The sequence below is a fragment of the Chloroflexota bacterium genome (genome assembly GCA_026708035.1).
GTDB lineage: Bacteria > Chloroflexota > UBA11872 > UBA11872 > UBA11872 > JAJECS01.
Map to the genome: position 1 here is coordinate 283,177 of JAPOVQ010000006.1, position 12,716 is coordinate 295,892.

The 12,716-nt window shown below is 67.7% G+C and carries 6 protein-coding genes; 1 reads left to right on the forward strand and 5 read right to left on the reverse strand.

Going from position 1 to position 12,716, the window contains the following annotated elements:
• Positions 1 to 126: 126 nt before the first annotated feature.
• The gene (locus OXG33_02950; GenBank protein ID MCY4112884.1) at positions 127 to 1,890 is read right to left on the reverse strand and encodes a DUF2207 domain-containing protein; all 1,764 of its coding nucleotides are present in this window, start codon (positions 1,888 to 1,890) and stop codon (positions 127 to 129) included.
• 384 nt (positions 1,891 to 2,274) lie between these two features.
• Here OXG33_02950 and OXG33_02955 point away from each other — a divergent pair, with 384 nt between their 5' ends.
• A complete protein-coding gene (locus tag OXG33_02955) occupies positions 2,275 to 4,014 on the forward strand; it encodes a hypothetical protein (protein MCY4112885.1) in 1,740 nt (579 codons plus the stop codon).
• Between the two features lie 28 nt (positions 4,015 to 4,042).
• On the opposite strand, the gene OXG33_02960 is transcribed toward OXG33_02955, so the two are convergent.
• The 4 genes from OXG33_02960 to OXG33_02975 all read right to left on the reverse strand — a co-directional run bounded on the left by OXG33_02960 (position 4,043) and on the right by OXG33_02975 (position 12,703).
• On the reverse strand, positions 4,043 to 4,951 hold the full coding sequence (locus OXG33_02960; protein ID MCY4112886.1) for an alpha/beta hydrolase: 909 nt from the start codon (positions 4,949 to 4,951) through the stop codon (positions 4,043 to 4,045).
• The gene (locus OXG33_02965) at positions 4,948 to 5,709 is read right to left on the reverse strand and encodes a 4'-phosphopantetheinyl transferase superfamily protein (protein MCY4112887.1); all 762 of its coding nucleotides are present in this window, start codon (positions 5,707 to 5,709) and stop codon (positions 4,948 to 4,950) included. The genes OXG33_02960 and OXG33_02965 overlap by 4 nt, the downstream gene beginning before the upstream one ends.
• A gap of 68 nt (positions 5,710 to 5,777) precedes the next feature.
• Entirely contained in the window at positions 5,778 to 6,023 is a 246-nt protein-coding gene (locus tag OXG33_02970; GenBank protein ID MCY4112888.1) for an acyl carrier protein, read from the reverse strand.
• Between the two features lie 374 nt (positions 6,024 to 6,397).
• The gene (locus tag OXG33_02975; protein MCY4112889.1) at positions 6,398 to 12,703 is read right to left on the reverse strand and encodes an SDR family NAD(P)-dependent oxidoreductase; all 6,306 of its coding nucleotides are present in this window, start codon (positions 12,701 to 12,703) and stop codon (positions 6,398 to 6,400) included.
• Positions 12,704 to 12,716 lie beyond the last annotated feature (13 nt).

The following is a 12,716-nucleotide window of genomic DNA, read 5'->3' on the forward strand; positions in this document are numbered from 1 at the left end:
TTGGGAGGGGCCTACGTGGACCCACACTCTTCAGCCGTGGCGGGCGACCGAACGCGCCTGTCCATGGGAACCGGAACTTGGCTCCGCCCTTAAGGCCCAACCGGACTGCATCGTGCCCGCAGCCATCTAGAACAAACCCTCGACGTTCTCCAGGAGGTTCCGCCACCACTCCCGGTCCGATCCACGGTCCGCTACGAAGTGGACGGCGTATGCGCCGTCTTCCTCTACCCGGAGCCATCCGGCGAGGGTCACCACACGGTCCTGGCGGATTCCTCGAAGGGCCTCCCACGGGTCGCGGACGTTCACGCGCTGCACGTACTCACCCCGGTCGATCTCCATCACCAGCTCGTCGATGCCCTTGGACACGACCGTGCCGCGGACTCTCACGCACCCATCGCGGAACAGGTCTCCGGCCACCGCGATCTGCGCGGGCGTCGGGATTGGGGGAGAGTTCAACGGACACGGTTTGTCGCGGGGCGAGAGCACGTCGAGGCTGAACAGGACGACCAGGGCCACCACCCCCGTGCCCAGCAGGCTAATCGCCCACATGAGGCACCCTCGAAGGCATCCGCAACCCTTGAGCTCTTCAGTCGGTCTCTCGCCTGGGTGCGGTTGATCCTCTTCCGATGGCGGGGCCGGGGCGCCTTCCAGAAGATTCCCCTGCGCTTCCGGTTCACGCGCAGTGTCCTGGACTTCATCGGCGGTCCTGGGGCAGGCAGTTGTCCCGGTATCCGGCAACTCCAATTGGACTTCGTCGGCGGTCCTGGGTCGGGCAGGTGACTCGGAGTCGGGCGACTCTTCTTCGAGCAGCTCAAGCTCGAGTTCATACCCCACCCCCGCGGCCGCCTTCGCCGCATCGCCCGACCGTCCGGCCAGCCACCACTCCGATGCATGCATGAAGGCGTGATAGGCCGCGTCCAGGTCGGCGCCCCGGAGTGGGGGCGCACTGCCCGAGCCAAACCACGGCGGAGCCTTGCCCGCGACGCCGAGCCACCGCTGGGCCGCATTCAGCCCGACGGCGTGGGCCAGCATGGAATCGGGTCTGTCCGCAACGCCCGCCAACTCAGGTCTGGCCAGGGACTCTTTCCAGCCAAGCCACTGACCGATCTCAGCCGCTCCCGCCGGCGTTGGCGTCAGCATGCCCGTCCTTGGCATCGTCATCTGCACTGTCGCAAACGAGTACCCGAGGCCTGCGAACGCGCCGATCAGGACGTTCGCCCACCACTGGTCCAGCCAAAGGGCCGCCCAAAGCCCGGTGCCAACACCCGTCAAGATGCAAGCGAGCATCCACCAGGTGCCTCCGTCGTCGGAGTTTTCCCGCCTGACCCGCACCGGGTTGTCGTGGAACAGGCCACGCTGCCGGAGGTAGTCCCCAATCTGGTCGCCGACGGCGTCTTCGCGCTTCTTGATCGCGTCATGGAGCGCATCAAGCGTTGTGGGGCGCGACGGCAGGCTGTCGCATATGGTTCGCTCCCACTCGTGCTGCGTGAGACCCTGGCGAGACAGCCGGTAGAGGAATCCGACCTTTGTTCCGACGGGCTCGATGCGCAGCGTGCCGCGCTGGCACATCTCGATGATGGAGGCCAGCAGGGTTGGGGTCCATGTCATGTGGCCTTGAAGCACTGATACCGCAGCCGCGGGCATCGAGTCGGGCCGAGGGGTCCCCGAATACCATGGGCTCGCCTGTGGGGGCCGGTACTCGGGCCAAAGCCACAGCGCGATGATGAGCAGCTGCGCGACGACGACGCCTATCGTGCGAAAGCCCCAGGCCGCCAGCTGCGCCAGGTCCATTTGCTGGAAGTCGGGAAAGCCGCTTTCGGCGATTGCCCCGCCTGGGTCCATTGCGAAGAGCAGGCCGACGGCGAGAATGACCGCCCCGGCTGTCGCCATGCTCACGACGGCCTACCTTCTCTGATCAGATATTCCCTTCCAAGACGGGCCAGACCATGATGGAGTACGCGCGGACCTGACGACAGGTCCAGCACGAGGGTCGATGTGAACGTTCTTGATTGCGTCAAGCGTGGTGGACGGAATGGGACTCGCCCCCCGACTACATTATGTCAATGTGTCGTCCTTACCGGCTGAGCCATTCGCGAATGGCGCAGCTCGCCGTGCGAGTGGGCCGCAGCGGACCTCGTCGGCGTACGCGCCCCCAGCGCGTGCGGCGCATACTTGGGGCGCGCGCGATCGAGAATCCGTCCCATGACCACGCCCGACCCGGTGCCGGTGTCGGTGACCGACATCCACCGAATGAAAGGCTGAGGAGGGGGCCTCTTGGCTTCAGCCGGCGCCGAGGAACGCATCCGGTACGAACCCGACGAGCGATGTCCGCCGTTGGTGGCGATTGGCGTCGGCATTCAGGGGGTTTTGCTGGCGCTCGCTCCGCTGGTGGTCGTCGCCGCCATCAGTGGCGTCGCGGCCGGCCAGGACGAGCGCCAGCTGAGGTGGACCCTGGTCGCGGCCCTGGCCGTCGGCGGCATCGTCACCATCCTCCAGGCGGCGCGCGTCGGGCGCGTGGGCCTCGGGCACATCATGATCATGGGGGTCACCCCCAACTACATCGCGGTCTCGGTGTTGGCGTTGGCGGAGGGCGGGCCGTCCACGCTGGCGAGCCTCCTCGTGCTTTCGTCGGTGTTCTACTTCGCCGTGGCGGCTTGGCTGCCGCAGTTGCGACGCGTCATGACCCCCGCCGTATCCGGCACGGTGCTGATGCTCATCGCGGTGACCCTGCTCCCGATCGCCTGGGATCGGCTGGTGGAAGTTCCTGACGGCGCGCCGGCATTCGGAGGACCGGGCGTCGCCGCCGTCACGTTGGTCGTCACCACGATCCTCGCCCTGCGTGCGCCTCGGCAATGGCGGATCTGGTCGCCGCTGGCGGGGATCGGGGCCGGCTGCGTCGCTGCGGTGCTGCTCGGCCTCTATGACTTCGGGCGCGTGGTCGACGCCCCCTGGTTTGGGCTTCCCGACGCCGGGTTTCCCGGACTGAACCTCACGCCGACGGCGGGGTTCTGGGCGCTGTTGCCGATGTTCCTGGTGGTAACCGTCGTCCAGTCGATCAAGGCCGTCGGCGACGGTGTGGTGGTGCAGCTAGTCGCCTGGCGCCGGCCGCGGGCGACTGACTTCCGTCTGATTCAGGGGACGATCTACGCGAGCGCGTTGGGCACGCTCATCGCAGGCCTGGCGGGCACGCCGCCCACGAGCGCGTTCTCGGCGTCGACGGTTTCGCTGATCAGCTTCACCGGGGTCGCCGCGCGCCGCGTCGCCTATGCCATGGGGATCATCCTCGTGGGACTGGCCGTCTTGCCCAAGCTGACGGGCCTGATGCTCACCATTCCCAACCCGGTGATGGGAGGGTTCCTGTTGACGGCCGTTGGCATGCTCTTCGTCGAAGGCGTGCGGACGGTCGCTCGCGGGGGGCTGGACGCACCAACGACCCTGGTGGTGAGCCTGGCGTTTGCGCTGGGCGTGGGATTCGAGCAGCACAACGTTCTTGAAGGCGTGGTCCCCAGCCCCTGGAGCTCGTTGCTTGGCAACGGCATCACCGTCGGCGCCGCAACCGCGATCGGCCTCACCCTCTTCCTCGAGGTCACCAAGCCCAAACGCCGGCGCTTCGAGGGTCGGCTCGACATGGCCGACCTGCCGCGACTCGACGCCTATCTGCAGGAGATTGCCGCGGCCATGCGGTGGAACGCCGCATCAACCGAGCGGCTGCGATCCGCCGGCGAGGAGACGCTTTCGAGCTTGATGCAGCCGGCTGACGGCCACGCCGAGGGCAAGCCGCCGCGCCTGGTCGTCACGGCAAGTCCCGAGGGTCCGGCGGTCGAACTCGAGTTCGTGGCCGCAGTCGACGAGGAAAACCTGGCCGATCGCCTGGCCTATCTCTCCGACCACGACGAGTCACCGGCTGAGTGGGATGTCTCATTTCGCCTGCTCCGCCACTACGCGTCCTCGGTCCGGCACCAGAAGTACCACGGCATCGACGTCGTCACCGTGCGGGTCGACGGATCGCCCTGACACCGGCTGACGCGATGGCTTCGGGCGGTCAGTCGCCGTCAAGCTCCGACAGAAAGCCACGCACCACCTCGGCGCAGGCTTGCGGTTGTTCCAGCTGCAGGAAGTGCGTCGTCTCAGGCAAAAAGTCGTAGTCGACCATGAGCACGTGGCTGAGATCGAAGGTCGGAAGATATGAATACGGCAAGGTTGGATCGGCGCCGACGACCTTGACGGGGCACTGCAGCGCATCGAAGTCCACCAACACGGCAAACGCGCTGGCGTAGTCGATGATTTGGGCCTCGAATTCGCGCGGGCATCGCAGCTCGAAACCCTCGCCGTCGGCGGACTTCCGCAGCGTGGCGCGCGCCACGAGATCGAACACGCCGGGGACGCTGCGGTAGTAGGTCGGAATGAAGCTCAGCAGATCCGCGAGCTGTTCCGTGCTTTGAAACCGCTCGGTGCGGCGACGGGCCGCGGCGGCCGTTCGCATGGCCGCGGCGTCAAAGTCTTCATAGCTTCGGCCGGGCTTGCAGAGCGGAGGGTCGAAGAGCACCAGCGCGTCGAATTCGCCGCCCGTGGTCGGCGACAGCAGGGTCGTAAGCGCCGAAAATGAATGGAATATGCCGACTTTCGGCTTGCTTCCGAAGTGTCGATCGATCGCTTGCATGATTCGGTCGTGATCGAGAACCAGCGTCGGCACGTTGTGGTCGGCCAGGGAAGTGACGGCGTTCCAGCCGTGATTTCGCAGGTCGTAGACGATCAGGTCGAAATCATCGGCCAGGAGCGACCAAAACGGGTAGTAGAGGTCGATTGCCAGACCGTTGCCGTGGCTCAGGACCAGCCGCGGGCCTGCCGGATTCCCGTGACGACGCAGCGTGACCACGGTGTCGTCGTCCACGCGCACTTCGTGAATGGAAAGCGGCTCCGGCACCTGCCACACGGTTTCGTCGGTCGTCATGAGTTCGCCGGCGTTTCCAGCGCGCTGCCGTTGCCGCGGCTGGGTCCGGGCGCGGCGCAAAGTTCGTGGGCGACGGCAGCGGCGAATTGGTCGTTGCTCAGATCATCCAGCCGCCACCGAACGCCCGGAATTTCGGGCGATTTCAACGTGGACCGGGTCGTGCCGCCGAGCATGGCCGACGGGATTTGAACGCGAGACGGATCCAGGGCCATGCCCTTCCCGTGGGCTTTGATCAGCGCTTCCTTCATCGTCCAGAGCTTGAAGAACAAGTGTGTCCGCGCATCGCCGCGCGTGCGGGCGAGTAGCGCTTGCTCCTGTTCGCCAAGCACGGTCTCCACCAGGAGATCGAGATTGCGGTGAGCGACGCGCTCCTCGATATCCACCCCCAGCCGGCCGGCCGGCGCGAACGCGATCAACCCATGGCCGCCGCTGTGGCTCACGTTGAAACTTTCGGGGACCGGCATCCCCTCCACCGTGGCAAACGGCTTGCCGTGCCGGGACTCCTCAAACGCCAACTGCCCGTTCTCGCACTCGAGCCGGCGACAGAGAATGGCGCGCAGGGCCGCGCGGCACAAGCCAAACCGGCGCCGGGGACCGGCGAACTGAAAACGTCGCCAGCGGGATTGCTCGGACTCATCCAGCCACCCCAACGCCTCGGCCTCTCGGGCCGCGTTCGGCGTCAGGTCGACGTGGATGACCGTCGCGTCGCCCACCAGCTTGAACGGGCGCCACCAGTCCCCGACACGCGAAGCACTCATGGTCTAGCCTGGCGGTTCGCGTCGGCTCCCCATGCGCAACAGCATGGCCCCCTCGCGGGAGCGTGACGCTAGGCGGCTTGGGCGTCGATGTACGCGGCCAGGTCCTTCAGGGTGCTGAAGCCCGCGCAGTCGTCGGGCGTGAGCGGGACGTCGAACTCGGCGACGATGACCTTGGCGAACGCCACGAAGTCCATGGAAGGAACCCCGGCATCGGAAAGGTTGGCGTTCAAGTCGTCCGGAACGGACACGGGCTGCCCGTCCACTTCGAGGTTCTCTGCAACGAGCTTCTGGATGCGTTCTGCCGTCGACGCCATGGATCAATCCTGTCCTGGAAACACCAGTTGGGCAAAGAGGCTGCCAGTGTAGTGAGCGGACGGAAGGCAATCAATGTGGCGGGAAGTGGGCGAGTTGGAGGCCGTCATTCCGGCGGAGAGATCGTCGAAGGGCCCCAAGCGGATTGCGGTCAAGCCTCGAACTGTAGGCTGGCTCCTCCACGTTCCAGTACGCGCCGGTCGGCCCGCGTCCTTCGAGTGTCATTCCACAGTCCCCACCATGTCTCTTCGAGCGAAGCGAGAATTCTAGGTGGGACGCGAGAAGGCGCGGCGTCCTTAGATTCCTCGCTGCGTTCGAATGACATTTCCGTCAAACCGGCGAAGGGCTTGCCCCGTGCGCGAGGTGGGGCCGAAATCTAGGCCCAGTGATGCCGGCGCTGGAAGGGATAGCTTGGCAGTGCAACCCGGCGCCGCGTCTCGCCCACGAACAGCGCTGGAAGGTCAATCCCGAGGCCGGCCTCGTACGCGCCGGCGACCGCCGCCACGAATCCGAATTCGGATTCCGAGCTCGGGCCATCGTCGGCCGGCTGCCGCAGGCTGCTGATCACGACCGGCGCTGCAACGGCTTCGGCGCCGGGCGCCGCATTCGGCCAGGCGGGAGCGACCTGCGGTCCCAGCGCCGCATGGGGCCCGATCTCGACGACTACGTCCACGCTCAGGGTTGCCAACGTCTCGACGCAACGGCCGAAGGCCGCCGGCTCGCGCGCCTGGCGATGCCAGTAGGCCGCATCGAGCGCGTCGTCCGATGCGAGCACACGGCCGGTTACGCCGCTGACCAGGGTCGACGACGGACTCGCAACCGCAACATCCTCGAGCGCGGCCTCCAGGCTGCCTTCGAGAGCCAATCCGGGTCCCGGCAGCGCCGACATGAGCGCGCCGCGCGCCACGGCAAAGCGCAGGCCGTCTTCCAGGCTCAACACTCCCGCCGCCTGGGCCGCCGCGATCTCTCCGAGCCCATGTCCCACCACCACGCCGGGCCGAATGCCCAGGCTCGCCCAAAGCGCCGTCAGCGCGCACTCCAGGGCATAGATGCCTGGATGCGCCCAGGCGGTGTCGTTCAAGTCGCCCGCGGCATCGCCCCGACCGAACATCACGTCGAGCAGCGACGCGCCGCGCACGTCACGGACGACCGCGTCACAGCGCTCCAGCACCGCCCGCGCCACCGGCTCGGTCTCGTACAGCGTCTGACCCATCCCGGGCCACTGGCTGCCCTGGCCGGTGTAGGCAAAGGCCACCCGCCGCGGCGTCTCCGGCTGCGGTTCGAACGGCGATTGGGCGATGGTCCGCAACCGCTCGCCCAGCGAAGCGGCGTCGTGGAACACCACGCCCGCGCGATGGTCAAGGTGACTGCGCCCCACGCTCGCCGTCCAGGCCATGTCCGCGAGGTCGGGACCGCCGACGGCGCCGTTGCTTGCGGCCGGCCCGCCTTGCTCGCCGAGCCATGCCGCGTAGCGTTCGGCCAGGTCTCGCAGCGCCTGGTCGGACTTGGCGGAAAGCGGCAGCAACCGCGTCCGGCGCTCGCCGATTCCGTCTGTCGCTGCCGGCAGGTCAGCCAGCGACTCGGGCAGCGACACCGGCACGGGCTGCCGGGCCCCGGTCGGGACGCCAACGTTGTCGGATGTAGCAGACGGGCCCTGCGGCGAGTCGTAGCCCGCCACGACGACGTTGGCGTTGGCGCCCGACATGCCAAACGCGCTGACAGATGCCAGGGGCGGCCGATCGGGAGTCTGCGGCCAGGGGATGTCGCTTGACGCCACGCGGACCGGCAGCCGGTCCCAGTCGATTTGCGTGCTTGGGGTGTTGAAATGCAGCTGCCCGGGAATAACCCCCTGGTGCATCGCCAGCACAGTCTTGATCAAGCTGGCAATGCCCGCCGCCCATTCCGTATGGCCGATGTTGGCCTTGACGGAGCCGAGCACCAGTGGGCGGTCCGCGTCGCGGCCCTGGCCGTAGACGGCCGCCGCCGCATGGACCTCGATCGGGTCGCCCAAGGCCGAGCCGGCGCCGTGCGTCTCCAAGTAGTCCACGTCCGCAGGCGCAACGCCGGCCCGCGAGAGGGCATCTTGAAGCAGCCTCTCCTGGGCCGGACCGTTTGGCACGGTGAGGCCCGCGCTTGCCCCGTTTTGATTGACCGCCGCGCCGCGAACGACGCCCCAAATTCGGTCGCCGTCCGCTTCGGCATCCCGCAAGCGCTTCAGCACCACCATGCCGCACCCGTCACTGCGCACGAAGCCGTCCGCGTCCGCATCGAAGGTCCGAGAGCGCCCGCTCGGCGACAACATTCCGAGATCGTTCAGGAACCGCGTGATTCCGCGGGACAGCGGGATACTCACGCCGCCGACCAGCGCCATATTCACCTCGCCGCGCTGGAGACCGGCCACTGCCTGGTGCACCGCAACTAGCGACGACGCGCAGACCGCGTCCAGTGGAATCGCCGGCCCTTCCAGCCCAAACACGAAGGCCAAACGTCCAACGGCCATGCTGCCGGCGGTACCGACAAAGCTGTCGGGCTGGCCGCTGGCCGCGATCACGTCGCGGTATTCGTTGCCGCCAAGCCCTACGTAAACGCCGGTGCTGCTGCCACGGAGTCGGTCCGGATCGATGCCCGCATCCTCGAGCGCGTGCCAGGTCGTCTCCAGCAGCAGCCGCTGGCGCGGGTCCATGCCGCGCGCCTCGATCGGCGAGATGCGGAAGAAGCGCGAGTCGAATTGCTCGATGCCTTGGATAAACGCGCCGCGGCGAAACACGGGGTCTTCGGCCGCCGGGTCTCCAAACAGCCCCGTCCAGGAACCGGCCATGTCGCGCGCCTCCGTCACGGGGTCCACGCCCGCTTCGAGCTGCCGCCAGAAGTCCAGCGGGTCGTCCGCGCCGGGGAAGCGGCATGCGATGCCGACGATCGCGATGCCGTCATCCTCTTGCGGGAACTGGGAAGCGGGCGCGGGCGCCTCCGGCTCCGGCGCCGGCGCGACGCCGCCGACCTGGCCGAGCTCGTCGACCAGATGGCGCGCGAGGCTGGCGACGTCCGGATAGTCGAACACCAGCGTGTTCGAGGCCACGTATTCGTCCGCGAACGCCCGGTTCAGCCGGTTTCGCAGCTCCACCGCCATCAGCGAGTCCATGCCCAGGTCGAAGAACCCGACCGTCGGCGAGGGCGTGGAAGTCAACCGCAGCACCGCCTGCAACTCCTGCTGCAGGAAGGACACCAGCACTTGCTCGGGATCGGCCGCCGGCGCACTTCGCAGTTGGGTCAGCAGATCATCCGACGAGGTCGCGGCATCGGCTTCGTCGTCGGCGCTTGAAGTGAGCATGTCTTCCAGCAACGGCGGGCGGTCCTGGACGGCCTCTTCGAAGACCGACCAGTCCATCGACATCACCACGGACGTCGTGGTGTCCTGGCGCACCAGCCGTTCGAGGGCCTGGATGCCCTGCTGCGGGGTAAACCAGCGCCCGCCCAGGGCCGCCCGCCGCTGCTCGATTCGTTCCCGTTGTTCGGCGGCTTCGCCGATCTCCGACCACGCGCCCCAGGCAATCGACTGCCCCGGGAGACCGAGCGCGCGACGGTGTCCGGCCAGCTGATCCAAGAAGGCGTTGGCCGCGGCGTGGTTGGCCTGGCCCGGATTCCCCATGACGCCGACCCGGCTGGAGAAGAGAATAAAGAGGTCCAGATCGCGGCCCATGGTTGCGCGATGCAGGTGCCAGGCGCCCACGATCTTCGGCCGCAGCACTCGCTCGAAGCTCGACCAGGTCTGATTGGTCAGCGCGGCGTCCGACAGCACGCCCACGCTGTGGATGACGCCTCCGAGCGGCGGTAGCGTTTCATCGATGCGCGCCAGCATGTCGTCGATTGCGTCGGTATCGGTCACGTCGGCAAGCTCGACCTCGACCCTGACCCCACGGCGGCGCAGGGCGTCAATGGCCGCCTGCGCCTCGGGGTCGGGGTTTCTCCGGCCATTCAGCACGATGGCGCCGGCGCCGTGCCCCGCCAGCCATTCAGCCACGGCGCAGCCGATGCCGCCGAGACCGCCGGTCACCAGGTACGAGCGGTCCTGCCGCAGTTGGCCCCGCAGCAGCGGCGGCGGCGTGAGGACGATCTTGCCGATGTGCCGGGCCGATCGCATGAAGCTAAGCGCGGCTCCGGCCTCGGCCAGCGGCCACCGGCTGTGGATGATCGGTTGCAGCTCGCCCGCCGACAGCCGCCCCATTACCTCTCGGAGCACCTCGCCAACCCAGGCGGGATCGGTTTTCTTGAGAACGTCCAGCTCCAAGATGTCGTAGGAAACGTCCGGGCGAACCGCGGCCATCTCTTCGTGGCTCAGGATGTCCCGCCGGGCCAGCTCGACGAACCGACCGCCCTGCGCGAGGCAAGACAGGCTGGCGTCGATGAATCCTTCGCTGGTGAGGCTGTTGAGCACCACGTCAACGCCCGCGCCGCCGGTGGCTTCCAGGATTTCTTCGCCGAATGTGGTCTGGCGGCTATCGAATAGGTGCTTGACTCCGACTGACCGAAGGTATCCCTGCTTGGGAGCGCTGGCCGTGGCGAAGACCTCCGCGCCGGCGGCTTGGGCCAGCTGGATGGCCGCCAGTCCCACGCCGCCCGCGCCGGCGTGAATCAGCACGCGGTCGCCGGCTTCCAGGCCCGAGTAGTGGTAGGACAGCGCGGCCGAAACGAACGCGCTCGGGATGGTTGCCAGGGCCGACACGGACATCGCCGACGGCGCCGGCGCCACCAATTCCTCGCGCGTGATCATTTCCGGCCCAAACGCGCCGAACCCCAATCCGACCACGCGGTCGCCGACGGAGACGGTCGACACGTCGGCACCGATGTCGAGGACATGGCCGCACATCTCCCGGCCCAGATCGCCCTCCTCGATGAAGCCGAGCGAACGGAACACGTCCCAGAAGTTGAGCCCGGTGGCCTCGACCGACACGCGAACATCGCGTGGCTCGAGGGAACGTACCGGGAGCGGCTTGATCTCTGGACTGTCGAATATGCCGCTCGAGTCCGGAGCCAGCACCCAGTCCGGGTCCGCCGGCAGCTCCAGCCGCTCGCCAGCGGCGTTGGGCCGAACCAGCCGCGCCACCTGGCGACTCCCCGAGCGGTAGGCGATGTGGTTTTCCTGGTCGGGATACAGCAGCTCATTGACGAGATCGGCCAACGGCAGGGGGGCGCCGGGGTCCAGATCGAGCATTCGCGGCTGCAAGTGGGCCGCTTCCAGCGTCACGACCTTGCCGAAGCCCCAGAGAACCGCGCCGGCAAGCTGTCCACGCTGCTCACGCTCGAGCACCTGCGCCCCGCGCGTGACGAACCACACGCCGTGTTCCGGCACGACGTCGGAGTCGGCCAGGCCTTGCACCATTGCCAACGCGCTCGCCCCGGCCTCGGTCACGTCCTCGAATACTTCCTCGGTCGCTGCCTGCCGGCCGTGGCCGTCGAGCCCCGCGAGATGCACGACGCCGTTGAACGGCACGTCTCCAGGCAGACCTTCGAGCAGCGATTGCCACGACTCGCGATTTCCGGGGTCCAAGGCGGTCTTGACGATCATGGAGCCGAGGGCTGCCGTGGCGCCGTTCTCGGCTCCGTCTCGACCTGCCAGGATGACCGTCTGGCTCCGCGCCGCCAACGCCGCCGCGAGATCCTCCGCGACGCCGCCGTGGTCCGACGTCAGGACCCACAGACCCGGGGCTTCAGCCACCTGCGCGGGACCCTGGGCCACGATGACGCCCTTGTCCAGCATTTCGAACGTGAAAGAATCATCGACCCCCAGGACCTCCACTCCCGTGAAGCCCACGTCGCCGAGAGCGCGCCGCCATACCGACGGTTCCGCCAGGGCATGGTGGGGCCGGTAGTCATCGGCGAACCGCCACCAGCCGTCCAATTGCCCGAAGGTGAGGTCCATCCAGCCCAGGCCGCGGAGGTTCTCGAGCGCCACCAGGTGAGCCGACGGCGCGAGCAGGTCGGCGCAGTGCGCCAGCGTCTCTTGGAGATAGCGGGTGGCATGGAGCACGTTGGAGGCGATCAGCACGTCGTAGCCGTGAGGATCGAAGCCCTGGGCTATGGGGTCCCGCTCGATATCCAACGGGCGGTAGTCGATGCCGTTGCTCCCGAACCGGGCCTCCGCCTCGGCGAAAAAGCCCGCCGAGATATCCGTGTAGGTGTAGTCGAATCGCCCTTCCGGAAGCTCCGGCAGCACGGACGCCGTGGCCGAACCGGTTCCCGCTCCGACCTCGATCACCCGGAGGCGCCGGCCTTGGGGCAGCGCGGCGACCAACGCCTGGATGGCCTCGGACAGCATCTGGTTCGCGGCGCGCGCCACCGGCGCCTTCAGGTACAAGTCGGCCGCCGTCGGTTCGCCGCTGCTGAACAGCAGCGTCAGCGGGTCCTCGTTGCCGCGCAGCACAGCGGCCAGGGCGCGGCCCGACCGCCGAAAGAGCCCGATCTCGATCTGACCGTCGGGATAGATCCCCGCCATTCGATCGGCGAACTCGTCCACATCGCGCGGCATGTGTTCCGGCAACGGGTCATCCGGCCCCACGAGCACCAGAAAGCCGGCCTCGGTCTCCTCCACCACCCCGGAGTTGGCGAGCATTTCGAACATGCGGCGAAATACGCGCTGGTGGTCCGGCAGGACGTCGAGCCGTTGCCGCAGATCCTCGGGGTCCACGACCTCGCCCGCT